The sequence below is a fragment of the Gemmatimonadaceae bacterium genome (assembly GCA_020846935.1).
GTDB lineage: Bacteria > Gemmatimonadota > Gemmatimonadetes > Gemmatimonadales > Gemmatimonadaceae > RBC101.
In genome coordinates, this window is the sequence record JADLCY010000010.1 from 55,172 (window position 1) to 80,119 (window position 24,948).

19 protein-coding genes are annotated in these 24,948 nt (G+C 67.7%); 12 read left to right on the top strand and 7 right to left on the bottom strand.

Annotated features, from left to right (window positions below):
* Positions 1-232: 232 nt before the first annotated feature.
* Positions 233-2,164 carry a molecular chaperone DnaK gene (gene dnaK / locus IT361_11570; protein ID MCC6318317.1) on the bottom strand — a complete coding sequence of 644 codons (1,932 nt, stop codon included), beginning with the start codon at positions 2,162-2,164 and terminating at the stop codon, positions 233-235.
* A gap of 529 nt (positions 2,165-2,693) precedes the next feature.
* On the opposite strand from dnaK, the gene IT361_11575 reads away from it, so the two are divergent.
* The 7 genes from IT361_11575 (at position 2,694) to ppk1 (ending at position 9,737) form a co-directional block, all read left to right on the top strand.
* The gene (locus IT361_11575) at positions 2,694-3,494 is read left to right on the top strand and encodes a rhomboid family intramembrane serine protease (protein MCC6318318.1); all 801 of its coding nucleotides are present in this window, start codon (positions 2,694-2,696) and stop codon (positions 3,492-3,494) included.
* Position 3,495: 1 nt separating this feature from the next.
* Complete coding sequence (locus IT361_11580) at positions 3,496-3,798, top strand: EutN/CcmL family microcompartment protein (protein MCC6318319.1); 303 nt, start codon at positions 3,496-3,498, stop codon at positions 3,796-3,798.
* A 32-nt stretch (positions 3,799-3,830) separates the two neighbouring features.
* Positions 3,831-4,112, top strand: a complete 282-nt coding sequence (locus IT361_11585) for a EutN/CcmL family microcompartment protein (GenBank protein MCC6318320.1) — start codon at positions 3,831-3,833, stop codon at positions 4,110-4,112.
* A 143-nt stretch (positions 4,113-4,255) separates the two neighbouring features.
* Positions 4,256-5,083 carry a deoxyribose-phosphate aldolase gene (gene deoC / locus IT361_11590; GenBank protein ID MCC6318321.1) on the top strand — a complete coding sequence of 276 codons (828 nt, stop codon included), beginning with the start codon at positions 4,256-4,258 and terminating at the stop codon, positions 5,081-5,083.
* Between the two features lie 363 nt (positions 5,084-5,446).
* Positions 5,447-6,064 carry a DUF47 domain-containing protein gene (locus IT361_11595; GenBank protein ID MCC6318322.1) on the top strand — a complete coding sequence of 206 codons (618 nt, stop codon included), beginning with the start codon at positions 5,447-5,449 and terminating at the stop codon, positions 6,062-6,064.
* Positions 6,061-7,116, top strand: a complete 1,056-nt coding sequence (locus IT361_11600; GenBank protein MCC6318323.1) for an inorganic phosphate transporter — start codon at positions 6,061-6,063, stop codon at positions 7,114-7,116. The genes IT361_11595 and IT361_11600 overlap by 4 nt, the downstream gene beginning before the upstream one ends.
* Before the next feature lie 395 nt (positions 7,117-7,511).
* On the top strand, positions 7,512-9,737 hold the full coding sequence (ppk1, locus tag IT361_11605; GenBank protein MCC6318324.1) for a polyphosphate kinase 1: 2,226 nt from the start codon (positions 7,512-7,514) through the stop codon (positions 9,735-9,737).
* A 2-nt stretch (positions 9,738-9,739) separates the two neighbouring features.
* On the opposite strand, the gene IT361_11610 is transcribed toward ppk1, so the two are convergent.
* Positions 9,740-11,194 (bottom strand): Ppx/GppA family phosphatase, encoded by a 1,455-nt coding sequence (locus IT361_11610; protein MCC6318325.1) that lies wholly within the window; start codon positions 11,192-11,194, stop codon positions 9,740-9,742.
* Positions 11,195-11,839: 645 nt separating this feature from the next.
* Between IT361_11610 and IT361_11615 the strand changes: the two genes are divergently transcribed.
* On the top strand, positions 11,840-14,263 hold the full coding sequence (locus IT361_11615) for a TonB-dependent receptor (protein MCC6318326.1): 2,424 nt from the start codon (positions 11,840-11,842) through the stop codon (positions 14,261-14,263).
* Positions 14,264-14,423: 160 nt separating this feature from the next.
* Here IT361_11615 and IT361_11620 read toward each other — a convergent pair whose 3' ends face one another.
* From IT361_11620 to udk, 3 genes are read right to left on the bottom strand one after another with little or no spacing between them, the layout of a single operon-like run.
* A complete protein-coding gene (locus tag IT361_11620) occupies positions 14,424-16,127 on the bottom strand; it encodes a HAMP domain-containing protein (GenBank protein ID MCC6318327.1) in 1,704 nt (567 codons plus the stop codon).
* The gene (locus IT361_11625; GenBank protein MCC6318328.1) at positions 16,124-16,843 is read right to left on the bottom strand and encodes a response regulator transcription factor; all 720 of its coding nucleotides are present in this window, start codon (positions 16,841-16,843) and stop codon (positions 16,124-16,126) included. The genes IT361_11620 and IT361_11625 overlap by 4 nt, the downstream gene beginning before the upstream one ends.
* Entirely contained in the window at positions 16,840-17,469 is a 630-nt protein-coding gene (gene udk / locus IT361_11630) for a uridine kinase (GenBank protein ID MCC6318329.1), read from the bottom strand. The genes IT361_11625 and udk overlap by 4 nt, the downstream gene beginning before the upstream one ends.
* Positions 17,470-17,662: 193 nt before the next feature.
* On the opposite strand from udk, the gene IT361_11635 reads away from it, so the two are divergent.
* From IT361_11635 to IT361_11650, 4 genes are read left to right on the top strand one after another with little or no spacing between them, the layout of a single operon-like run.
* The gene (locus IT361_11635; GenBank protein MCC6318330.1) at positions 17,663-20,845 is read left to right on the top strand and encodes a 5'-nucleotidase C-terminal domain-containing protein; all 3,183 of its coding nucleotides are present in this window, start codon (positions 17,663-17,665) and stop codon (positions 20,843-20,845) included.
* A complete protein-coding gene (locus tag IT361_11640) occupies positions 20,842-21,072 on the top strand; it encodes a hypothetical protein (GenBank protein MCC6318331.1) in 231 nt (76 codons plus the stop codon). The genes IT361_11635 and IT361_11640 overlap by 4 nt, the downstream gene beginning before the upstream one ends.
* Positions 21,069-22,109: an adenosine deaminase gene (add, locus tag IT361_11645; GenBank protein ID MCC6318332.1), complete on the top strand. Its 1,041-nt coding sequence runs from the start codon at positions 21,069-21,071 to the stop codon at positions 22,107-22,109. The genes IT361_11640 and add overlap by 4 nt, the downstream gene beginning before the upstream one ends.
* Positions 22,106-22,912, top strand: a complete 807-nt coding sequence (locus tag IT361_11650; GenBank protein ID MCC6318333.1) for a purine-nucleoside phosphorylase — start codon at positions 22,106-22,108, stop codon at positions 22,910-22,912. Before add ends, IT361_11650 begins: the two co-directional genes overlap by 4 nt.
* 251 nt (positions 22,913-23,163) lie before the next feature.
* Here the strand turns inward: IT361_11650 and IT361_11655 are convergent, their stop codons facing one another.
* Together IT361_11655 and IT361_11660 are read right to left on the bottom strand one after the other, a co-directional pair.
* Positions 23,164-23,784, bottom strand: coding sequence for an outer membrane beta-barrel protein (locus IT361_11655; GenBank protein MCC6318334.1), 621 nt, complete (start codon positions 23,782-23,784; stop codon positions 23,164-23,166).
* A 287-nt stretch (positions 23,785-24,071) separates the two neighbouring features.
* The gene (locus tag IT361_11660) at positions 24,072-24,908 is read right to left on the bottom strand and encodes a M48 family metalloprotease (GenBank protein MCC6318335.1); all 837 of its coding nucleotides are present in this window, start codon (positions 24,906-24,908) and stop codon (positions 24,072-24,074) included.
* Positions 24,909-24,948: the final 40 nt, after the last annotated feature.

Here is a 24,948-nt window from a genome sequence, read left to right on the forward strand (position 1 = left end):
GTATCAATGGGTTACCGGAACATACGCCCCGGGGGGCGAGAAGGGCACGGACTTTCCGCCGCTGCCGCCAACTCTTTGTCACCGTTGTTATATGCCGCGGTTGCTGCCGCGGTTCCGGACGGATGGACCGAAAGCCAGACGGACGGATGCCTGAGCGATTTCCTCACTGCATCCGTCCACCTGTCATTCGTCCGCGCTAGCTCCGCCGCCCGCCCGACCAACTGCCCACCCGTCAGTTCTTCTTCTCGTCCACGATCTCGTAGTCGGCCTCGACCACGTCGTCGGCCTTGGGAGTCTCGGCCTTGGGGGCTTCTGCTCCTGCCTGTTGGGCGTCGGGGCCCGGCTGGGCCTCGGCCTGCGAGTAGAGGGAGCGGCCGGCTTCCTGGTAGGCGGTGGTCAGTTCATCGAGCGCGGACTTGATCTCACCCATGTCGTCGCCCCGATGCGCCTTGCGGGCGCGTTCGACCGCCGCTTCGAGTCTGGCCTTCATCTCGGGCGCGAGTCGATCCGACCACTCCTTGGAGTTCTTCTCGACTTCATAGGCGAGCGAGTCGATCCGGTTGCGGGTGTCGATGTCCTCGCGGCGCTTCTTGTCGTCGCCCGCGTTCTTCTCCGCGTCCTTCACCATGCGGTCGATCTCGTCCTTCGAGAGGCCGCTGGACGCTTCGATGCGGATCTTCTGCTCCTTGTTGGTCGCCTTGTCCTTGGCGGAGACGTGCAGGATGCCGTTGGCGTCGATGTCGAAGGTGACCTCCACCTGCGGCATGCCCCGCGGAGCCGGCGGAATACCGGTGAGCTGGAACTTGCCGATCGTCTTGTTGTGCAACGCGAGTTCGCGCTCGCCCTGCAGCACATGGATCTCGACGGTGGTCTGGTTGTCGTCGGCCGTCGAGAAGGTTTCGGCCTTGCGCGTCGGAATCGTGGTGTTGCGCGGGATGAGCACCGTCATCACGCCGCCCAGCGTTTCGATGCCGAGCGAGAGCGGGGTGACGTCGAGCAGCAGCACGTCCTTCTGCTCGCCGGTGAGCACCGCACCCTGGACGGCGGCGCCGATCGCGACGACCTCGTCCGGGTTCACACCCTTGTTGGGCTCCTTGCCAAAGAAGCCCTTCACGACGTCCTGGATCTTCGGGATGCGCGTGCTGCCGCCCACCAGCAGCACCTCATCGATGTCCTGCGGCTTCATGTTGGCGTCGGCCAGCGCCTTCTTCATCGGCTCGAGCGTGCGCTGGATGAGGTCATCCACCAACTGTTCGAACTTCGCGCGCGTGAGCTGATAGTTCAGGTGCTTGGGGCCCGACTGGTCCGCCGTGATGAACGGCAGGTTCACGTCGGTGGACTGCGTGGACGAGAGTTCCATCTTGGCCTTCTCGGCGGCTTCCTTGAGCCGCTGGAGCGCCATGGCGTCCTTCGAGAGGTCGATGCCCTGATCGCGCTTGAACTCGGTCACCAGCCAGTCGATGACGCGCTGGTCGAAATCGTCGCCGCCGAGGTGTGTGTCGCCGTTGGTCGACTTCACTTCGAACTGGCGCGTCCCATCGACGTCGTACAGCTCGAGGATCGAGATGTCGTAGGTGCCGCCGCCGAGGTCGAACACGGCGACTTTTTCGTCCTTCTTCTTGTCGAGGCCATAGGCGAGCGCCGCCGCCGTGGGCTCGTTGATGATGCGGAGCACTTCGAGTCCCGCGATGCGCCCGGCGTCCTTGGTGGCCTGACGCTGCGAATCGTTGAAATACGCCGGCACCGTGATGACCGCCTTCGATACGCCGTGACCGAGGTAGTCTTCGGCGGTCTGCTTCATCTTTTGCAGGATCATCGCCGAGATCTCGGGCGGCGTGTACTTCTTGCCCTGGACCTCGACCGTGGTGAGATCGTTGGCGCCGGCGGCGACCGCGTAGGGTACCCGTCTGGACTCTTCGGTGACCTCGCCGAGCTTGCGGCCCATGAAGCGCTTGATGGAGAAGACCGTGTTCCTGGGGTTGGTCACGGCCTGACGCTTGGCGATCTGGCCGACCAGCCGTTCGCCATCCTTGGCGAACCCGACGACCGACGGAGTGGTGCGCCCGCCTTCGGAGTTGGGGATGACGACTGGGTCGCCCCCTTCGAGGACGGCGACGACGGAGTTGGTGGTGCCGAGGTCGATTCCAATGACTTTGTCAGGCATCGTTGGGGCCGGATGGACGGGTGAACGAGAAACGGATGGGCGGACGTAGGGAGCGCCGGCCGATGGGAGCTTCGCCGGGATGGGAGGGGCTAGTGCAAGGCGGGGACCGGGGTATTGCGTCAAAGCGACAGGTCACCCGTGCGAAATGATGCGGGAACGGCAGGGGCGCGGTGTCGGTGCGCCCCGTTGGGCCGTTCAGCGGCCGGGTGGGGGCTGGCTCGCCGGCGCAGAAGCCGCCGCAGTAACGGCGTCGCGTTGACCGCGGCGGTAGCTGGTGCCACGGGAGCAGCAGATGTAGCATCGGGCACGCTCGTCCGCTCGTCGCTCGTCCAGTCGTCCGTCCAGTCGTTTCGCTTGTCGGCTTGTCCGCCCGTCTTCTGGTCTGCGGCCCGTGCCCGCCGCCAGTTCCGCTTTCCGTCCGTTCGCCCGTTCCCCTGTTCTCCCGTTCGTTACCTCGCCCCCGTCCGCCCACGGTCTCCCGTTCAGGCGCCGCAGTCTCATTCGGTCCACCCGCCCATCGGCTTCCCTCTTGTTTCCAATTTCAGACGACAACCCCACGCTACGAACGCCGGTGATGACGTATCTCATCCTGGCGGCGACACTGGCGGCGTGGTTTGTCGTGCAGGGCGGCGGGTTTGACGCTTTCAAGCTCGCGGCGAGCGTCTGCGACTACGGTATGGTTCCCGGCGAGGTCTCGCGGCAGGCCGCGCTGGGGACGCAGGTGCCGATGGGGCAGCACAACGGGCAGTTCTGGGCGTGTTCGGTCGACGGCGAACCGATCAACGTGTTGACGCCGCTGACGTCGATGTTCCTGCACGGCAGCTGGGCGCACCTGCTGGGAAACTGCCTGTTCCTGTGGGTGTTCGGGAACAACATCGAAGATTCGATGGGCCGAGTCCGGTTCCTCGTGTTCTATGTTCTCTGCGGGCTGGTGGCGGCCGCGGCCCACATCATGTTTTCGCCGACGTCACCGATCCCCACGGTCGGAGCGTCGGGCGCAATTTCCGGAACCCTCGGTGCCTACCTGCTGCTGTATCCCCGGGTGCGTGTGAAGGTGCTGATTCCGATCATCATCATCCCGTGGATCGTGCATGTGCGCGCGTGGGTCGTGCTCCTGATCTGGTTGGGTTGGCAGGTGCTGAGTGGTCTCGAGTCACTCGGTCAGTTGCGGAGCGAAGTATCCGGTGGGGTGGCCGTGTGGGCGCATATCGGCGGTTTCGTGGCCGGGATGCTCCTCATCCGTTTGTTCGTCAATCGCGACTTTGTCGACCGGCGCACGGCCGCGGGCGATGCGAAATGGACGTTCGAGCACGAAGCACCGGTTCGCTGACATGTATCTCGCGCGCGTCACCGGGCGGGTGGTATCGACGGTCAAACAGGAGAGCCTTGGCGCGATCCCGCTCCTCTGGATCCAGCCCATCACCAGTGCGGGAGAACACGCGGGCAAGCCGCTCATCGCGATCGACCGGATCGGCGCCGGAGTGGGAGAAGCGGTTGTGTACATTACGTCGCGTGAGGCAGCGGTAACGCTCGCCGATCCCTTTGCCGCGGTGGATGCGGGGATCATCGCCAAGGTGGATTGGTGCGACGTCGGTGGCGAGCGTCGGCTCGGGGCCTCCGAGGCACAGCGATAGTCAATACTTCGAATCGACGGAACGCTTCACGCATGTACATCGCGCAGGTCACTGGTGACGTGGTCGCCACCCATCGGCACGCCGAGCTGGGTGGGCGCAAGCTGTTGCTCGTGCGGCGGGAGTCCCTCGCGGGAGCGCTCGAGGGCGGCGAAACGATCGCGCTCGATGTGATTGGCGTCGGGGTCGGCGAGCGTGTTCTGGTGGTGCAGGAGGGCGGCGCAGCCCGCTCGCTGTTCCAGCGTCCCGGGATTCCGGCGCAGGCGGTGATTGTCGGGGTGGTGGACCGCGTGGATCTCGAGGAGTGGGGGGAATGAGCTCGGACCTGAAGGCATTGGCGCGGCAGATCGCGCACGAGCTGGCGGAGCGTGATCGGGTGGGCGCGGCGGGCGCTTCCCGCGGTGAATCCGCCGCGCCGGGGGCCCCCCCCCGGTCTCAAAATGGCGACGCGTCGCGCCGAATGCACAACCATCCTGTCCCCGGTTCCATCGATTCCCCGCCGACCAGCGCGCCGCCCGGTGTGCGCTTCGTCCGCCAGAACGCGCGCATCGCCGACTTCATCGACCACACGCTGCTCAAGCCGGAGGCCACTCTCTCCGACGTGGAGAAGCTGTGCGACGAGGCGCGCGAACATCGGTTTGCCGCGGTGTGCGTCAATCCATCGTGGGTGCGCACCTGCGCCGATCGGCTGCGAGGGACCGACGTGCAAGTCGCCACCGTCGTCGGATTCCCGTTAGGCGCGACGACGTCGGCGAGCAAACGTGCCGAGTCCGAGGTCGCCGTAGCCGACGGTGCGACCGAGATCGACATGGTCGCGGCGATCGGCCACGTGAAAGGCGGCGACTGGTCGCACGTCGCCGATGATATCGCGGCCGTCGTCACCGGGGCATCGGGGCGACTCGTGAAGGTGATCATCGAGTCCGCGGCGCTCACCCCGGTCGAAGTCATCAAGGTCTGCGCGATCGCGAAGGAGATGGGCGCGCACTACGTGAAGACCTCAACCGGTTTTCACGCCGCGGGCGGCGCCTCCGCCGAGGCCGTGGCGCTCATGCGCATGGTCGTCGGGGATGCCCTCGGCGTGAAGGCGTCCGGCGGTGTGCGTGACTGTGAGGCGGCGCTGCGAATGATTGCCAACGGCGCGACGCGGATCGGTACCTCGAGCGGCGTGTCGATGGCGAAGTGCCTCGGGCCCGGCCCGCTGCCTGTCACCGACCTCCTCTCACTCGCATCAGGGCATGTGGGCGCCTGCCACGCGTGCAACGCGGCCGTCGCCGTGGGCGCGTACTAGCGTTCCCGCTGGTCGCGTCGGCGAGATTGCACACGCGGAGCGCACCCTCACGGATGGTGGCGCCACCATCCGTGGTTTGGGTCTCGAGTCGGATCTCTCGGGCGGCGATCGGTCGGCGCGGCACATCTCGCCCAGGCAGCGCGCGGATCTGTTGGCCCTCTCGCGACCACGCCCCTGGTGTCACATGGCAGGTCGGAACGCCGGTGAACGCGCTCCATTCTGGTTCCGTTACGGATCCGTGACTGCCTTGATTCCGGGCCGATGCCAGTCGACGCTGACGACGGCTGGTGGGGCCAGTAGCTTTCCAGCGCAACAGCGGAAGAACCGACTCCCCCACAGTCTCCTCCCACCACGCATATCCACGTGGCCTTTCGACTGATTCCCCGCGATGAGGGCTTCTTCGACCTGTTCAACGAACTGGCGAAGCGGCTCGTGACCTCAGCGGCCCTGCTCCGGGACCTCTTCTCCAACCCCACGCGGCGCGACGAGCTCGTCAACGCCATCAAGGCGGTCGAGCACGAGGCCGACCACATCACCCACGACGTCAGCAAGCGCCTCGACTCGAGCTTCATCACGCCGTTGGATCGCGAAGACATCCACTCGCTCGCGCAGGAACTCGACAACGTCGTCGACCTGATCGACGGCACGGCGCGCCGAGCGACGATGTTCCACATCGACGAGACGCGCGAGCCGGCGAGGAAGCTCTGCGAGGTCCTGATCCTGCAGGTGAAGCACCTCGAGAAGGCGGTGACCAACATTCGCGATCCGCGCAGTGTGGCCATGGCGACGCGCGAAGTGAAAGTGCTCGAGGCGCAGGGCGACACCATCTACCACGATGCGATGGGCGCACTGTTCGCCGGCAAGCCCGATCCGCTCGACGTGATGAAGTGGAAGGAGATCTACGATACGATCGAAGAGACCCTGGATCGCTGCCAGACGGTCGCCATCGTGCTCGAGAGCATCTCGCTCAAGAACTCCTGACGAGAATCGACGTGGCCACGTACGTCATCGCGATCGTCGTCATCGCCTTCATCTTCGACTTCATCAACGGCTTCCACGATTCGGCGAACTCGATCGCCACCGTCGTGGGCACACGCGTGCTGAGTCCCCTCACCGCGGTCGTGTGGGCCGCCTTTTTCAACTTCATCGCCGCATTCACTGTCGGCACGGCCGTCGCCAAGACGGTGGGCAAGGGGATGATCGACGTAAGTGTCGTCACCCCGAACGTGATTCTGGCCGGTCTGCTTGGCGCGATCATCTGGAACCTCGTCACCTGGTACTTCGGACTTCCGAGCAGTTCGTCGCACGCGCTGCTCGGCGGCTATGCGGGTGCCGCCGTCGCACGTGCCGGTCTCGACGCCCTGATCCTCGCCGGCTGGACCAAGACGATCATCTTCATCTTCCTTTCGCCGATCATCGGTGGCGTCGCCGGCTTCGGTCTCATGACCGGCATCTACTGGATCTTCCGCGGCGTGGCGCCCAAGCGCGTCGACGCGATGTTTCGTCGACTGCAGCTGGTGAGTGCGGCGCTCTTCTCGCTGTCGCACGGGGCCAACGATGCGCAGAAGACGATGGGGATCATCGTCGGCCTCCTCGTGGCGTCACAGGCCACGTTCGCCGCCGCCACCGACTGGACGCACATCTTCTTCCTGCCCAACGCGGATCACGTCCCGCTCTGGGTGGAGATGTGCGCCTACACCGCGATTGCACTCGGGACGCTCTTTGGCGGCTGGCGCATCGTGCACACGATGGGGAGTCGCATCACGAGGTTGCGCCCGGTGGGTGGCTGCGCGGCCGAAACCGGTGGCGCGATGGCGATCCTCATCGCGACCCGATTCGGCATTCCGGTGAGCACGACGCACACCATCACCGGGGCGATCGTGGGGGTAGGGGCCACCACGCGGCTGTCGGCGGTGCGCTGGGGCGTGGCGGGTCGCATCGTCTGGGCATGGATCCTGACCATACCGGCTGCTGCCTCGATCGGCGCGCTGTGCGTGTGGATCCTCGAGCGGCTCGTGGTCATTCCATTGTAAGGAGTCGCGGGACGGGCGCGGCGCCAACCATCGGAATCACACGGACGAGGTCGGCGAAGTCCGGGCGTAGCCGGCGCGCTTTCCCTGGGTAGCTCCTGATCCTTCGGAGGCCCCGAGAGAGCGCTGTGCGGGGTGCTCGTCGCTAGCTCCAACATCGCAGGCCGCGCGGTCCTGCCGGCGTGCGTGGGGTCGCGGTTCGCGGGCGTGCGGGTGGTCTCCGGCACACGCACCCCGTATCCCGCCCGGTAGCGCGGCCGCAAGATGCCATCTGGCAATGGGTTGCGAGCGACTGGCGACCGTTGTCGTGGCGAAGCGGTGGCCGTTGGCCCATCTTCCTTGCGCCGGACTTCGACGGGCGCCACCGACGCGCCCAACGCTGGTCGCCCCCCTTCCGCATGGCTGACGGACCTTCACGCGCGCAGTTCATCAATCGCGAGCTGAGCTGGCTCGAGTTCAACGCCCGCGTGCTCCACGAGGCGCTGGACGAGCGGACGCCCCTGCTCGAGCGCCTCAAGTTCCTGGCGATCTTCACGTCCAACCTGGACGAGTTCTATCAGGTGCGCGTGGCCGGCCTTCGCCGGCAGGTCGCCGCCGGAGTCACACAGGTACCGGCTGACGGGATGCTTCCCGGGGTGCAGCTCGATGCCATCGACGAGCGCGTGCGGGAACTGGTGCTGCGACAGGAACGCTGTCTGCACGAGGAGGTGCTGCCGAGCCTGGCCGAGCATGGCATCCGACTGGTGGGCATGCAGGATCTCACCGCCGGCGAGCGCGCGGGGGTGGAAGCCTTCTTCACGCGCGAAGTCTTTCCCGTGCTTACGCCGCTCGGCGTCGACCCGAGCCACCCCTTTCCCTACATCTCGAACCTGTCGCTCTCGCTCGCGGTGGCGATTCGCGACCCCGACGATGGGAGCGAACGTTTCGCGCGCGTGAAGGTGCCGCGCAGTCTGCCGCGCTGGGTGCCGCTCGGTCGCGTGAACCATTTTCTGCCGCTCGAGCTGCTCATCGGCGCCAACCTCGGCGCGCTCTTTCCGGGGATGGAGGTCGTGGGTTGTCACGCGTTCAAAATCACGCGCTTTTCAGACCTCGACGTGCCGGCCGATGACGAGCCGGAAGATTTGCTGGCGAGCATCGAGGAGCAGGTGTTCCAGCGCCGATTTGGCGAGGTTGTGCGCCTCGAGGTCCAGGCGGGCACGCCGGCCTACCTGCGGGACCTGTTGCTCGAGGAGTTGCGCGAGTCCGGAGGCCCCGACGTATTGCCGCTCACCGCCCGCGACGTGCACGAGGTGGGCGCACTCGTCGAGCTGAGCGACCTGATGACGCTGGCGACGCTGGAGGTCCCGGCGCTCCGCGACACCCCGTATGCCCCGTTGATTCCTCCCGAGCTTCGCGACCCCGAGCGCTCGATGTTCGACGTGATCCGCGAGCGCGACGTCCTCGTGCATCACCCCTTCGAGTCGTTCGCGCAGAGCGTCGAACGCTTTTTTGAGTCGGCGGCGGCGGACGAACACGTGCTCGCCCTCAAGACGACGCTCTATCGCACGTCGGGCGACACCGCGATGGTGCGCGCCCTCACCGAAGCGGCGCAGAGCGGCAAGCAGGTCGCGGTACTGGTCGAACTGCAGGCGCGGGGCGACGAAGCCAACAACATCAACTGGGCGCGCACGCTCGAGAACTACGGCGTGCACGTGGCGTACGGGCTGCCGGGACTCAAGACGCACGCCAAGGTCGCGCTCGTGGTGCGTCGCGATCCCGACGGCATCCGGCGTTACGTGCATATCGGGACCGGCAATTACAACTCGAAAACGGCGCGCATCTACACGGACATCGGGCTGTTCACCGTCGATGAGGAGATTGCCGCCGACATCAGCGACGTCTTCAATCTCCTGACCGGGTTCTCGCGGCAGCGCACCTATCGCCGGCTCCTCGTCGGGCCGGCGAACATGAAGGAGCGCTTTCTCGCACTGATTGCCCGGGAGGCAGCCCACGCCAGGGACGGGCGACCGGCGCGCGTTACCGCCAAGCTCAATGCACTCGTCGCGCCCGACATCATCGCCGCACTTTACGACGCCTCGCGGGCCGGCGTGGAGATCGAGTTGATCGTGCGCGGCATCTGCTGTCTGCGACCGGGCATCGAGGGGGTGAGCGAGCGCATTCGCGTGCGCAGCATCATCGGTCGGTTCCTCGAGCACTCGCGCGTGTTTCACTTCCTCAACGGGGGCGACGAGGAGTTCTACATCGGTTCGGCGGACTGGATGCCGCGGAACCTCGAGCGTCGCGTCGAAGTCATCACCCCGGTCCGCGACCGCGTGCTGCAGGGTCGATTGCGCACGTTGCTCGACGCCTGTCTCGACGACAACCGCCAGGCGTGGGAGCTGGATGCCGATGGCCGCTGGACGCAGCGGACGCCGGTCGTCGGCGAGGACGAGGTGGCCATCCATCGGCGGCTGCTGCGCGACCCGTGGGGGTCGGATCGCACCTCGTCGCGGTACGCGACCTCGGAGATGCGGACCGTGCCGCTCGCCGAATACGATCACGCGACCGGCAACGGCAAGGTGCGAGAGACCGTGCCTCGCAAGGCGCGGCGCAAGCGCGACGGACGGAGTCGCGAGCGCGGCTGATCTCAGTCCGGCGTGACGACGCCGTCGGGGCCGATCACCTCGACCGGCAGCCCGGTGACACGCGCGAGCAGGTCCGACTTGCGGTTGGCGCCCCAGAGCTCGAGGCGCACGACCTTGGCGCGCGGGTTGGGCGTCGCGGTGAGTCTGAGCGCCCGTTCCGTCCAGCGTACCTTCACGCCGCTGATGCCTCCCACGTGTCCGCGGTCGAACCCGTCGGCGACGCGCAGCACGGCACTGAGGATCTCGATCCGGCGCTGGGTATCGCCATCGAGACTCGCGAACTCGCGATGCTTCTGTCGTGGCGGCGACCCCCGATGGTAGCGCGCGACGTGCGCGACCATCACCTGCTCGTCCGGGGTCATGCCGAGGAAGTCGGCGTGGTAGATGAGGTGAAACGAGTGCTTGTGGTGCCGGTCGTAGTTGATGTGGTAGCCCACATCGTGCAGCAGCGCGGCGTCGGCGAGGATCTCGCGGTCGGTCGATGTGCAGCCCAGCCGCGGGCCGATCGCATCAAAGAGCTGCAGCGCGAGCTTCTGCACGTGTTGCGCATGCGGCGCCTCGTAGTGACAGCGCTCGGCGAAGAGCCGGACCGAACGCTCCCGCGCCACGCCCGGGTCGGCGGGCGTCGATGCCACCCTGGCGCTCTCCAGCAACACGCCCTCGCGGATGCCGTAGCCGGAGACGACGAGCGCGCGGGCCTCGATGCGGGCCATGACTTCGGCGGCGACCGCGAGGCCGGCAACGATGATGTCGGCGCGATGCGCGTTGAGTCCCGGCACCTGCACCCGTTCGGCGGGCGATGCGGACTGCAGGAGGTCGATGATGTGCTCCAGATCCTCGCGCGGGACTCGCGTGCCATGGACACGTCCGGCCGCGCTCGCGACGCCCTGCCGGTAGAGGTGCATGCCGGCGAGGTTGGTGAACGTGCCGCCGGAGCAGATGAGTTGTGCGCGGCGCCAGTCCCTGAGCGGGAGCGCCTCGCGGATGTCGTCGCGCACGAACTTGCGGAGTCGCCGCACGTCCTTGCGTGACGGCTTCGTCCCCAGGAACTGCTCCGTCATCCGGATCGCGCCAAAGGGGAAGCTGGCGAGGCGATCGATGAGGCCGTCGGCGCTCGTGGCGAGTTCGAGCGAGCCGCCCCCGATGTCCATGACCACCGCGCGCGATCGGGCAAGGTCGAAGTGCGCGAGCGCGCTCCGAAAGGCGAGCCGAGCCTCGTCCTCGCCGTCGAGCACGCGCACGCGGAGGCCGCACTCGCGGCGGACGAGGTCGAGGAAGCCACGCGCGTTGGCGGCATCGCGCACCGCGCTCGTCGCGATGGCTTCGGTGCGCACCGCCTGATGCCGCTTCGCGAGTGTTGTCATGCGTTGCAGGACGCGCAGCGCCTCGTCGATCGCGTCCTCGCCCATGATGCCGTTCATGTCCACGCCGGAGCCGAGGCGCGGGGCGGCCTTCATTTCGTCGACGATGCGGATCTGCCCGTCGGGGAAGACGTCGGCGATGATCTGGCGGACCGAGTGCGAACCGATGTCGATCGCGGCGAGCCTTGTGCCTGCCCTCGCGCTCGCGGGACGTTCACTCGCTGCCCGGGGCAGCGGCGCCGGTGTCGACCTCGACGCGATGCTTGATCGACGTTCCTTCTGCGAGGAAGACGGCGACTTCGCCGATGTTCGTTGCAAGGTCAGCGACGTGCTCCTGGGTGCGGCTCACGAGCAAAAGCGACCGACGAATGCGCGGCCTGGGACATTCGCCACCTGGGTGCGTCAACAGTATGCGCACGAGGCAGTCGTGCAAGACGCCGAGGACGACTCCAGCGCCTGCGACCCGCTGGGCCGAGAAGACCGGCAGCCCGGCTCGGGCGCAGTTCGCCGCGGGGTCGGAACCCGAGGACGGCGGCGGAGCCGGGTCAGAGGTGGATGAGGCTCCCGTGAACGCCCCGTCGGTGTTCGTGTTGCGACATGGTGGCATGTACGTCGAAGGACTCGGTGCTGCGCGCGGCATTCCCGGCGCCCGTGGACGAGCTGGGCGGGAGACGTGCGCGGGCCCCGCGGGGGCGACTAACCTTCGTCGGCATGCGCCTCCACCCAACTCATTTCCGTTTCATGTTGCCGCTTCGCTTCCTGGGCTCCGCCCTCCTGTCGCTGAGCATCACGTCGAACGCAATCGGACAGGCCCCCAGTGGCGGCGCCACGCTGTCCGGGAGGGTCGAAGACGCGCAGACCAGAGCGCCGTTACCGTTCCTTCCGCTGCAGCTCCTGCTCGAGAAGGACAGTTCATTCGTCGCGGGCAGACTCACCACCGAAGACGGGGCCTTCTCGTTCGCGGGAGTACGCCCGGGTTCCTACGTCCTGCTCGTCAGATCGCTGGGCTACCGCCCGATCCGTCAACGTGTCCTCGTCGGTGAACTGAGCCCGTTCCTCGACCTGGGCGCCATTGCGATGACGAGGGAGCCCCAGACGCTCGCAGGCATCGCGGTCACCGGCGAGGCAGACGCAATGGCGGCTACGATGGACCGCCAGACCTTCTCCATTTCCGGCAACATCAGCCAGGCCGGCGGCTCCGTCCTCCAGGCCATGGCCATCGTTCCGGGGGTCACGATCGGTCAGGACGGCAAGGTTCTGGTGCGCGGCAGCGACAAGGTGCTGGTATTGATCGACGGCAAGCAGACGGCGCTGACCGGCTTCGGCTCCCAGAGTGGCCTCGACAACCTGCCCGCGTCCGCCCTCGAACGCATCGAGATCATCAACAACCCGTCGGCGCGGTACGACGCCAACGCCAGCGCCGGCATCATCAATCTCGTGCTGAAGAAGGAGGATCAGGACGGCTTCAATGGAAGGATCGGGATGATGGGTGGTGCGGGCGCACTCTGGGTGCGCAGGGAGAACCTCCCGACGATCCGTCCCCAATACCGGGGAACGCCCAAGCTCAACCCGTCGCTGTCGCTCAACTACCGGAGCGGCGAAACAAACACGTTCATGCAGGCCGACTGGCTGCACTCGCCCACGCTCAACAAGAACGAGTTTGCTACGCGCACGTACGACGACGGCAGGGTCATCACCCAGCAGATCAAGCGCAACCGGCGCACGGACTACGCGACGCTGAATGCGGGTGTCGATCACACGTTCCGCACACACAACACGCTCACCGTCTCCGGCCTCTTCAACAAGGAGACGATCATCGATCACGGCGACAACCCGTACTTCGACGGGTCGCTGCAGAATCGATACCGGTTGTGGCAGTTCCTCGAGGACGAGATCAAGTACACCGCGTTCGCGACCGCGTCCCTCGTCCACAGGTATCCGCAGCCCGGACACACGCTGACGTTCACCAGCAACTATTCGTTCCACCGCGAGGACGAGAAGTACTTCTTCACCAACACACTGCCCGCGTTCGTCGGCAAGGACGCGTTCAAGCTGCTCTCCGACGAACACGTCGTGGACCTCAACGCCGACTATGTCAAGCCGCTGCGGCAGGGACGCGTCGAGGCTGGTTTCAAGGGCCGCTATCGTTCGATCCCGGTGAACATGCGCTTCTTCCCGGGACAGAATTCGCCCATCGACAGCGGGGCCGGTGGCTGGGCCGACTACCGTGAGACGATTCCGGCGCTGTACGCCAACTATGTCTACGAGGCAGATCGCCTCGAGCTCGAGGGCGGCCTGAGGGTCGAGAACGTGCACGTGAACTACGACGTGAACCCCAACCACAATACCTACAAGAGTGATGGCTACCGCTACTTCCAGCCGTTCCCGAACGTGCGCGCGGCGTGGAAGTTCGACGGCTCCAACAAGCTGTCGGTGTTCTTCAACCGCCGCGTCGATCGGCCAAACGAGGTCGATATTCGCATCTTCCCCAAGTACGACGAGCCCGAACTGATCAAGGTCGGCAATCCCGCGTTGCAGCCGCAGTACTCCACGTCGGCGGAGGTCGGATACAAAACGTCGCATGCCATGGGCAGCGTGTACGCCGCGGCCTATCACCGGATCGTCGATGGCACGATCACCCGCATCGCCACGCAGGCGCCGGGTAGCCCGTTGCTCTACAACGTCTTCCAGAACGCGGGACGCAGCTGGAGCACGGGCGCTGAGCTGACCTGGCAACGCGTGGTGTCGTCGAAGCTGTCGTTCACGGCCAACGGCAATGCCTATCGGCGCACCGTCGGTGCCTTCACCGTCGTCAACCGCTACCCGGTGCCCGTGCCGTATTCGGCGCCGCGCGCTCAGCTCACGTCAGGCAGCGTGAAGGTCAACGCCACGACGGAGCTTCCGTTCGTGTGGCAGGTGCAGGTGGCCAGCACGTGGCTCGCGCCGGACCTCCTTCCGCAGGGTCGCGTCGGCAGCCGCTATGGCCTCGACCTCGGGGCAAAGAAGAGCGTGCAGCGGGGCAGGGGCGAGCTCGTGGTGAACGGGACGGACCTGCTGAACACGATGCAGGTGAGGCGCACGATCCGCGGATCGAACTTCCGCATGGTGAGCACGGACTACGCGGAGACGCAGGTCGTCCGGGTGGGGTACAACTGGAAGTTTTAGCGCTTCGCTCCGACGCTCGCCCACCGCCGCGCTCCCTGGGTCTGAATTCCCCCACACTGGGCCCGTCTTTCGCCGAGACGACGGGCAGAGAGCGGGGGGGGCAGCCGTCGCGACATCGTTCTGGCCCTACGCGAGGCACATGCACTCCCGCGGCTTCGTGTCACGCCCGGGGCAACTCCGCTCGCACCGTCGTGCCCTCGCCCACGGTGCTCTCGGCCGCTACCCGCCCGCCGTGCGCTTCCACGAGGTGCTTCACGATTGCGAGACCGAGCCCGGTGCCGCCTTCCGCACGGGAGCGCGAGGCATCCGCGCGGTAGAAGCGCTCGAACACCCGGGGCAGGTGCTCCGCGGAAATCCCGGCCCCGGTGTCGCGCACGCCCACGATGATCCCGCCTGACGACGCGGGCTCGGCGAATACGGTGATCGAGCCCGCGGTGGTGTGGCGCAGCGCATTGTGCACGAGATTCGCCAGCACCTGACGCAGCGCCACGGCGTCGACACGGAGATGCTTCGCTCCCTCGTGCACGTCGTGTCGCAGGTCGAGCCCTTTGCCACGCGCGTCCTCGGCGATGCCGGCCAGCACCTCCAGCGCCATCGCCTCGACGTCAACGTCAGTCGGATGTGGTCGCCATCCACCGGACTCGATGCGCGACAGGTCGAGCAGGTCATCGACCAGCCGCTGCATGCGCTGCGTGTTGCTGAGGATGGTCTCGACGAACTGCGTGCGCTGCGCCGCGGGGATGGAGTCGTCGCGCAACGTCTCGGCGAACCCGCTGACGACCGTGAGCGGCGTCTTGAGTTCGTGCGACACGTTCGCCACGAAGTCGCGTCGCATGCGTTCGAGCCTTCGGATCGGCGTCACGTCGAACAGCGCGAGCACCGCGCCGCCGCCGGCCAGCGGCCTCGCGGTGAGTGACACGATCCGGTTGTTGAGCCGTGTCTCTACGTCGTCCGTGGCCGTCCCGGCCATCGCCGCAAGGAGCGCGTCGCGCAGCAGTCGATCGCGCGGAAGTCGATCCGCCGAAAAGGGCAGGCGGTCATGCACGCTCAGCAACTCGCGCGCGCCATCGTTCAGGTGAAGCACCTGCTGCCGCGCGTCCAGCGCGACCACGCCCTCGCTCAACGAATCGGACACGGCGCGAAGCAGCGCTTCATCCGCCTCCAGTGCCGCGAGTCGGGCCGTGAGCTGTTCGGCCAGGCGATGGAACGCGCGGGCCAGTTCACCAACCTCGCCGGGTGCCGCCAGCGACGGGCGGCGCTGGAGGTCGCCGCCGGCCATCGCCTGTGCGTCGTCGCGCAGACGGAGGATGGGCCGCGACACGGAGCGCGCAAAGAGCGCGGCCAGGGCGATCGCGACGAGTGTGGCCAGCAGGGCAGCCGACACCACGTCGCGTTGCACCTGCCTGACGAGTTGCCCATGCGACGCGGTGGAGAGCGAAACGCGCGCCACGCCCATGGGGTGCCGCACCGCGGCGTAGATCTCGCGATCGCCCGCCGATCGTGAGGCGCGCACCGCGGTCCCGGTGTCACTCACGTGCGCGGCGACGATTTCGGGACGCTGCGAGTGGTCCTCGAGCCGCGCGAGCGCGGCGCGCTCGAACTCGGAATCGCCGACGACACGCCCCGCGGTGTCCACCAGCGTCACGCGATGCCCAAGCAGCGCTCCATGGGCGTCGGCGAGCGAGTCGGCGTCCATCCCGGGCTGCCACGCCGCGCCCAGCTGTCGGGCCTCGCGGATGAGCCCGGCGCCTGCCTGAGCCAGCAGCCGATTCCGCAGTCGCCGGTCGACGCTCATGACCACGAGCGCGACCAGGACGACGATCACGACGAGAAAACCGGCGAGGAGCCGCTGCGAAAGCTTCACGCACTCCGTGGTTGGGACGCTGCCAATCGGTAGCCAAAACCGCGCACGGTCTCGATCAGGTCCCCGGCCGGCCCCAGCTTGCTCCGCAGACGCTGCACGTGCATGTCGACCGTGCGCGTCTGGATGTCCGGGGCCGCCTCCCACACGGTCTCGAGGAGCAGGCCGCGCGCCTGCACCCGGCCGCGTCGCTCGGCCAGCGTCAGGAGCAGCCGGTATTCGGTCGGCGTGAGCTCCACGTCCCCGGCACCGTCCACGGTCACCCGGTGCGCGGCACGCTCGATCCGGATCGGGCCGACCTGCAACGTGTCGTTGGCCAGCGGACGCGCCTGCTGCACCCGCCGAAGGATCGCCCCGACGCGAAGGACCAGCTCCTGCGGCGAGAACGGCTTGGTGAGGTAGTCGTCCGCACCGAGCGAGAGCCCGCGGATGCGGTCCGGTGCTTCGCGCCGCGCGGTGAGCATCAGCACCGCCACATCCCGCGTGGCCACGTCGGCGCGGAGTGCCTCGAGCACCTCGAACCCCGACATCCCAGGCAACATCAGGTCGAGGACGATGAGCGACGGCGCATCCTGTCGCGCAACCGCGAGCGCCGCCGGCCCGGTTGCCGCCGTGGAGGTGTGGTAGCCCGCCTTCACGAGATGAAACACGACCAGCGCCACGATGTCCGGTTCATCGTCGACGACCAGGATGCGCTCGCCGGTCGGGGGCGGCGTCATGGCGAACGATGTTCCAGGCGCCGATGCACCTGTGCGGCGATCATCTCGATGGCGACCGGATTGTGCCCGCCCTCCGGCACGATGACGTCCGCATACCGCTTGCTCGGCTCGACGAACTGGAGGTGCATCGGACGCACGGTCGACAGGTACTGCTCCAGGATCTCGGGCAGCGGACGCCCGCGTCGCCCCATGTCCCGACGGATGCGCCGTGCCAGCCGGATGTCGGCATCCGCATCGACAAACACCTTCACGTCGCACAGCGCGCGGGTCCGTTCGTCGCTGAACAGCAGGATGCCGTCGACCACGATCACGTCGGCCGCGGCCACGTGAACCGTGTGCGGAGATCGCGTGTGCGTCACGAAGTCGTAGACCGGCTTGTCGACTGGCTGTCGGGCGCGCAGGTGCTCGAGGTGACGGATGAACAGTTCGAGATCGAGGCGGTCAGGATGGTCCCAGTTGAGGTGGCGACGCTCTTCGATCGGCAGGTGCGCATAGTTGTGGTAATACGCGTCCATGTCGATGAACGCGACCGAAGCCCGGCGCAGCATCTCGGCGACCTTTCGCGCGACGGTGGACTTGCCGGACCCCGTCCCTCCCGCGATTCCCACCACGAGGGGGCGCGTCATGCCGAGGGACGCGCTCGCCGAAGCGCTGCAGTGTCGGTTGCTGGAGGATCGAAGGGAAGCGGCAGGCGTGTCACGGTCCTGTATCTGCGGGTGGCTGGCGGGCGGCGCGGTTTCGTAAGTGCAAGCTCTCGCGCCACTTGCCTCTCGTCAATCGCGCCTCCCGCGTGCTCGATGCGACCGCTACGTTTCGCCCATGCGTGCCTCACTGATCCTCGCGGGCCTGCTGCTCGTCGCGTCGAGTGCAACGGCGCAGCAGCGGATGGACCTCGTGGTCGCGGCGACGACCGACGTCCACGGGAGGCTCCGCGGCTGGGACTACTACGCGGATGCCCCGGACAGCGCGCGCGGGCTCGCGCGCGCGGCCACCATCGTCGACTCGGTGCGTGCCGCGAACCCTGGCCGGGTCGTGCTCGTCGACGCGGGCGACCTGCTGCAGGGCAATCCCCTGACCTACGTGGCTGATCGCCTCGACACCCTGGGCGTGCATCCGGTGATCGCGGCCATGAACGTCATGCGGTACGACGCGGCGGCCGTCGGCAATCACGAGTTCAACTACGGACTGCCGCACCTGCGGCGGGCCATTCGGCAGGCGGAGTTTCCCTTTCTCGCCGCCAATGTTGAGGTGCCGGGGCGTGAGCGCCGGCTCGGTCCGCGCTTTGCGCCCTCACGCATCGTCACTCGCGCGGGTGTACGCGTGGGCATCGTGGGCGCCACCAACCCCGGGGCCAACGTGTGGGATCGTGACAACCTCACCGGTCGCCTCCGCATCACCGACATCGTGCCGGCCGTGCGGCGCGCCGTGGCCGACGTCCGCCGCCGCGGCGCGCAGGTCGTCGTGGTCGTGATGCATTCGGGGCTTGGGGAGGCGAGCAGCTACGACACCGTGGCCACGCACCTTCCGTCGGAGAACGTCGCGGCCCGCGTCGCTCGCGAAGTGCGCGGTATCGACCTCGTCGTGTTCGGCCATTCGCACCGCGAGGTCGCGGACACGACGGTCAACGGTGTGCTGCTGATGCAGCCGCGCAACTGGGCCACCTCGGTCGGTGTCGCCACGCTCTCGCTGGAGCGCGCCCGAGCCGGCTGGCGCGTCACCGCCCGTCGCGGCCAGGTGGTGCGCGCGGCGGGGCACGCCGAGCATCCCGCCGTCGTGGCCGCGGTGGAGCGCACACACCGCGCCACCGTCGCCTGGGTGAACACGACGCTGGGCTCGACGCCCGTCGCCTGGTCGGCCGACTCGGCGCGAGTCAAGGACACGCCACTCATCGACTTCATCAACGAGGTCCAGCGCAAGGCGAGCGGCGCCGACCTGTCCTCGAGCGCGGCGTTCGATCTCAACGCGTCGCTCGACGCCGGCCCCGTCACGATCGCCGAAGTCGCACGACTCTACCCATACGACAACACGCTGCGCGCCATCCGCATCACCGGCCGTCAGCTTCGCGAGTACCTCGAGTTCTCCGCGCGCTACTATCGACAGCTGGGCTCGCCCGCGGCCGGCAGCGCGCTCGTCGACCCGTCGATCCCCGGCTTCAACTTCGACATCGTTTCCGGTGCGGACTACGTGCTGGACCTGTCGAAGCCGGTCGGGCAGCGCGTCACGGCGCTGAGCGTGCGCGGGCGCCCGGTCGTCGCTGCCGATTCGTTCACGCTCGCGTTGAACAACTATCGGCAGGCGGGCGGCGGCGGCTTTGCGATGCTGCACGGCGCGCCGGTCGTGTTCGAGACGCAGGAAGAGATCCGGGATCTGCTCATCGCCGAGGTGCGTGCGCGCGGCACCTTGCGACCTCAGGACTACCATGTCGTGAACTGGCGCCTCGCGCCTGATGGCGTGGAGGGAACGGCGTACCGCGCGATGCGGGCCCTTCCGTTCGATCGCGCGACGGGGCCCTCGCGTCCCGTGGCAGCGGACGCCGCGGCGCACCTCAGGTCGGGGCAATGGGTGCGCGTCATCGGGACCAACGACTTTCACGGCGCGCTCGAGCCGCAGGACCCGGGTGCTGAGGGCATCATGCGCGGTGGTGCGGCGTCCCTGGCGACCGCGATCCTTGCCGCGCGCGCCGAATGCGTCGCGCCGGCGTGCGTGAGCCTGTGGGTCGATGGAGGAGACCAGTGGCAGGGCACGGCGGCATCGAACACGACGTTCGGTCGATCCGTGGTGGAGATCTTCAATCGGCTCGGCCTCGCCGCCGCGGCGTTAGGCAACCACGACCTCGACTGGGGCCAGGACACCCTGCGCGCCCGCATGCGTGAGGCGCGCTACCCGATCCTGGCTGCGAACGTGGTCGACTCGCTCGGCCGCGACGTGTCGTGGATCCCGGACGACACCCTGATCGACCTTGGCTCGGCGCGCGTGGGCGTGATCGGCGTGACCACCACCGAGCTGACGCGCGTGCAGCGACCGTCCAACCTCAAGGGGATGACGGCCGTCGATCCGGCCGGGCCGGTGATCGCGCGCGCCCGTGCGCTGCGCGCGCGGGGCGCAGACGTGGTCGTCGTGGCGGCGCACCTCGGCGCGTCGTGCGATCGCGAGACGCGCTCGCGCTGCACCGGCGAGGCGATCACGCTCCTGCCACAGCTGAACGGACTCGTCGACGCCTTCGTGGCCGGCCACACCCACCAGGCGGCGGTCACCCAGGTCGGGGGCGTCGCGCTCACCGAGGCCTGGCAACGCGGGACGGCGATCGGCATCATCGACATCCCGATCCGCGGGACCAACGGCCAAGTGCATCGCGCCCTGCGCAACGTGCGACCTGACTCGCAGCCGGCCGATCCGGTGATCGGGGCGCTCGTCGAGCAGGCGGCGAGCGTCGTCCGCGCGCGCTTTGCCGTGCCGGTCGCGACATTGCGCGAGGTCATGCGCCGCGGGGACGCGGGGCGACTCGGTGACCTCGTGGCGGACGCGCAACGCTGGGCGGCAGGGGCCGACGTGGCGGTCATGAACCGCGGCGGCGTGCGGCAGGATCTGCGCGCCGGCCCCATGACGTATGGCGACGCCTTCCAGGTGCAGCCGTTCGACAACATGATCGTTCGCGTCACGGTGAATGGTGCGGCGCTGCTCGCGTACCTGGAGCGCCTGGCCGGCAGCACGTCCACCTCGTTCCATCTGAGCGGAGTCCGCGTTGAGGTCGACACGTCGCGCCCCGTTGGTTCACGGGTGGTTCGCGCGGTGCTCGACGACGGGCGGGCGGTGGGCGCCGCCGGCACCTATCGCGTGGCCATGACCGACTTCCTTGCCGAGGGTGGCGACGGACTCGGACTCGACGGCCGCATCGAGTCGACCGGGGTGCTCGATCGCGACGCGTTGGCCAACTATCTGAAGCAACTCCCGCAGCCCGTTGCCCCGCCTGACGGTCCGCGCTTCATCCGACGACCTGAATGACGAGCGTCCGAGTCTACGTGAACGGCAAGGGGGTTGATGCCCCCGCCATGAGCACCGCTGTCGAGGCCGTGCGCCTCCTCGATCCGGGACTGGCTGATGCGGTGCGCAGCGGATCGCGCGCGCTCACCGACAGTCGCGGGCTGCACGTGCCCGACGACGCCCCGGTGTATGGCGGCGCGATCTTCCGGGTGGTGAGCGGGCGCGTGCGCGAGGCGTCGGACGCGTGAGCAGCCCGGTCCTCACGCGCACGCTGCTCGAGCGACTCCCAAAAGCCGAACTGCATTGCCACCTCGACGGGTCGCTGCGACCCGGCACCATGCTGGAGCTCGCGCGCGACCATCGCGTGCGCATGCCCCGCGATGACGCCGAAGCGCTCGCGACCTACATGCTGGTGAGCGATGCCAGGAACCTCGAAGACTACCTCGCGCGCTTCGACGTGACGCTCTCGGTGATGCAAACGGCTGATGCGATCGAGCGGGTGGCGTTCGAGCTGGCGGAGGATGCAGCGCGCGAAGGCGTGCGGTATATCGAGACCCGCTTTGCACCGATCCTCAACACGCTCAAGGGTCTCGAGCTCGGGGCGACCATCGAAGCCGCCGTCCGAGGGCTGGATCGCGCCGAGCGTGAGCACGGCATCGTGGGCCGCGTGATCGTGACCAGCCTGCGACACCTGCCGCTCGAGACATCCATGGAGTTGGCGCGCCTCGCAGTGGCGTATCATGGCCGCGGGGTCGTAGGGTTCGATCTCGCGGGTGGCGAAGCCGGCAACCCGGCCGCGACACACGCGCCGGCGTTTGCGTACGCGCAGGCCCACGGCGTGGCATGCACCTGCCACGCCGGCGAGGGCGACGGCGCTGGCTCGGTGGCGCAGGCGATGCACGCCTGCCGCGCCCATCGCCTCGGCCACGCCACCCGTCTCGTCGAGGACCAGGCGCTCGTGCACGAAGCGCGCGACGCCGGCGTGGCTCTCGAGATCTGCCTGACGAGCAACGTGCAGACCCACGCCACCGAGTCGTACGAGCATCATCCGCTGCGCCGCTACTTTGACGCGGGTCTCACGGTGGTGCTCAACACCGACAACCGGCTGATGAGCGGCGTGAACCTGGTCGACGAGTACCAGGTGGCGGCGAGCACGTTCGGCTTCACGTTCGACGAGTTGGCGAAGATGGCGCTCAATGGATTCGAGTCGGCGTTCATCGCCGGCCCGGAGCGCGAGGCGCTGCTCGCGCGCGCCCGGGCCGACATCGAGGCCCTGCGCGCATGAGTGTCGCGGCCGCGGTCGAGCGGATTCGCGAGCGAGGCCCCGTGCGGCGCCCCGTTGCCGCGATCGTCCTCGGGTCCGGGCTCGGCGGGCTTGCGGCCCGCATCGACGATGCCCGGCGCGTCATGTACGCGGATATCCCCGGCTTCGCGCCGTCGGGGGTTGCTGGACACGAAGGGGCGCTCATTCACGGCATGCTCGGTGGTCGCGATGTGCTCGCCTTCGCGGGCCGATTCCATGTTTACGAAGGGCATACGCCGGCGCAGAGTGCGTTCCCCATTCGGGTTGCACACGCGCTGGGTGCCGGTGTGCTGCTGCTGTCCAACGCGGCTGGTGGTGTCCGGCGCAGTCTTCGTCCTGGTCAGCTGATGCTCGTGCGGGACCAGCTGAACCTCACGTTCGACAGCCCGCTCATCGGTGCGCTCGTGTCGGGTGACCACCGGTTTCCCGATATGTCCACGCCGTTCGATCCGACGCTGTGCGCGCTGCTGCACGACGTTGCAACGGAGCAGGGCATTTCGCTCGAAGATGGCGTGTATGGTGGCCTCACGGGCCCCGCGTACGAGACGCCGGCCGAGGTGCGGATGCTCGAGCGCTTTGGCATCGACGCGGTGGGCATGTCCACGGTGAGCGAAGTGCTCGTGGCGCGTGCGATGGGATTACGCGTGGCGGCGGTCAGCTGCATCACCAACCCGGCTGCCGGGCTCGCGCCCGTGAAGGTCGACCACGCGGATGTGATCGCCGTCACCCGTGCCGCGGCGCGCGCCTTTGAGGAACTCGTGATCGCTGCGGTTCAGCGCTTGTAGGGCGGACGACCTCGCTCGCATCACGCCTGCCACTCAGACGACGCCGTTCGCGTCACGCCCACGACTCAGACGACACCGCGCGCATCACGCCCACCACGCGACGGCACACGGGCTCGTGCGCCCCGGCCCTCGCCGCACTCGACAAGAAGCGCGAAGAGCTTCAGCGCGAGCCCGATGCCTCATTGCTTCGCACAATGGGCAACCCCCGCAGTGCGCCGCGTCGCACGCCGTGGGACGGCCGCCGCGAGTCGCTAGAAGCGAACGCCCACCGTCACGGGGATCATCTTGTACGTGGACTTGATGTCCGCGCCGCTCTCGTCCTCGGCGGTGATCGAGAACTGGTGGTAACGCGCCTCGATGAACACGCCGGCCCCGCGGCCGATACGCATCCCGGCGCCCCCGTTGAATCCGAACCCGTTCTCCGCGGCGCTCAGCGAGAACGCACCACTCGAAGCGCTGACGCTCACGCGATACATGCCGAGACCCGCCAGCGCGTACGGCGTGACCGATCGTCCACGGTTGCCACCGATCAGGAGCGCGGTCGCCCCGACGTGCGTGACGCTGTTAATGATGTCGGCTCCCGGGGGCGCGCCCACATCGGCCAGCGCCTCGTCGGTGAAGTCGGACCGATGATACGAAACCTCGCCGCGCACGCCCCAGATGCCGCGTGCCGGTTCGTACTGCAGGAACGCGGCGCCGTGGTAGCCGGCCTTGGTGTCATCCGCGAACTCCGAAATCGGCATCGTTGCTCCAACCGCGATACCCACCGCCACGGGCCGCGGTGTCTGTGCGGTCGCCTCTGCCGTGGCGAGGGCGGAAGCGAAGCAGCCGGCGGTCATGAGCACGCGCAGTGTGCACCGAAAGAGTGTCATCGAGCGATCGGTTGAGGTCAGAATCCGAAAGAGTGCGGCGTAGCAGACATCCAGGTGCGTCCGACGTTCAGTCGTGAGAAGGTTCGGGAAACGCGGGTTGCGGTGTCAGCTGCCATGCCCACCAGGACGACCCTGCGTCCCGCTGCCCACGCGCGGCGGCCTGCGCCGTCGCCCGCCCGTGCCTCCGGCCACGTTCCAACGAAACCGCTTCAGCCCGGCACCTGCCGTGATGACGGTTACGTCCGCCAAACGTATCGGGCTCACCAAAGGACACCTCGGGCCGCGACCTACCCTGCCGCCACCCGGCGCCTGAACTGCTGGAACCGCTCGGAATCCGTGGAGAGACCACGCAGTTGCGCCGGAGGAATCCGGGCAATCTCGGCTTCGGTCGCCTGCACGCGATCTTCCTCGAGCGGGTGGGTTCGGAACCAGGCGTCCGGACCGCTCGGTCGCGACTCACGCTCCTTCAGCAGGATGCGGAACATCTCCGGGATCCCCCGCGGGTCGATGCGGGCGCGCAGCAGGTACTGCACCGCGACTTTGTCCGACTCCGCCTCGTCGCCTCGCGAAAACGCCGCGAACGCGAGCCCACCACCGATCTGCACCGCCGCGCCTGCCATCTGCGACTCACACACGTTTGTGAGGATGCACGCCAGGGTGAGGCCCGCGTTGGCGCGCTGTGCCGCCTGCATCTGTTTCACGGAGTGTCGCTGCGTGACGTGCCCGATCTCATGTGCGAGGACACCGGCCAGCTGGTCCATCTTCGTCGTTCGCTCGATGAGGCCGCGGTTCACGTAGACGAATCCCCCCGGCACCGCGAATGCGTTGACCTCGCGGCTGTCGACGACGAAGAAGCTCCAATCGAGCGACCGATCGTCGGCCACGCGGGCGATGGAATCACCAAGCAGGTTGATATATCTGACGATCTCCGCGTCTTTCATGAGCTTGAGCTGCTTGTTGATCTGGGCGCTGTAGTTCTGACCCAGTTCCACCTCCTGCTGGGTGGAGACGGCGCACGCACCGGCGAGGGCGAGAGTGCCCGCGGCGACACTGCCTCGCAGCATGCGGATCGCGAACCGCAGGGTGTTTCTTCTCGTGTGGCGCAGCATGTCGGACGTGCTCATCAGCGGTGTCGGGTGCTCCCGTCGAAACGGTGACCAGTGG

Excerpts from the sequence above, each read along its gene's own strand:
- dnaK (MCC6318317.1), bottom strand. The coding sequence starts at position 2,164 with ATGCCTGACAAAGTCATTGGAATCGACCTCGGCACCACCAACTCCGTC.
- IT361_11580 (MCC6318319.1), top strand. The coding sequence starts at position 3,496 with ATGTATCTCGCGCGCGTCACCGGGCGGGTGGTATCGACGGTCAAACAG.
- IT361_11585 (MCC6318320.1), top strand. The coding sequence starts at position 3,831 with ATGTACATCGCGCAGGTCACTGGTGACGTGGTCGCCACCCATCGGCAC.
- deoC (MCC6318321.1), top strand. The coding sequence starts at position 4,256 with ATGCACAACCATCCTGTCCCCGGTTCCATCGATTCCCCGCCGACCAGC.
- ppk1 (MCC6318324.1), top strand. The coding sequence starts at position 7,512 with ATGGCTGACGGACCTTCACGCGCGCAGTTCATCAATCGCGAGCTGAGC.
- IT361_11610 (MCC6318325.1), bottom strand. The coding sequence starts at position 11,194 with ATGAAGGCCGCCCCGCGCCTCGGCTCCGGCGTGGACATGAACGGCATC.
- IT361_11615 (MCC6318326.1), top strand. The coding sequence starts at position 11,840 with ATGTTGCCGCTTCGCTTCCTGGGCTCCGCCCTCCTGTCGCTGAGCATC.
- IT361_11625 (MCC6318328.1), bottom strand. The coding sequence starts at position 16,843 with ATGACGCCGCCCCCGACCGGCGAGCGCATCCTGGTCGTCGACGATGAA.
- udk (MCC6318329.1), bottom strand. The coding sequence starts at position 17,469 with ATGACGCGCCCCCTCGTGGTGGGAATCGCGGGAGGGACGGGGTCCGGC.
- IT361_11635 (MCC6318330.1), top strand. The coding sequence starts at position 17,663 with ATGCGTGCCTCACTGATCCTCGCGGGCCTGCTGCTCGTCGCGTCGAGT.
- IT361_11640 (MCC6318331.1), top strand. The coding sequence starts at position 20,842 with ATGACGAGCGTCCGAGTCTACGTGAACGGCAAGGGGGTTGATGCCCCC.
- IT361_11650 (MCC6318333.1), top strand. The coding sequence starts at position 22,106 with ATGAGTGTCGCGGCCGCGGTCGAGCGGATTCGCGAGCGAGGCCCCGTG.
- IT361_11655 (MCC6318334.1), bottom strand. The coding sequence starts at position 23,784 with ATGACACTCTTTCGGTGCACACTGCGCGTGCTCATGACCGCCGGCTGC.
- IT361_11660 (MCC6318335.1), bottom strand. The coding sequence starts at position 24,908 with ATGAGCACGTCCGACATGCTGCGCCACACGAGAAGAAACACCCTGCGG.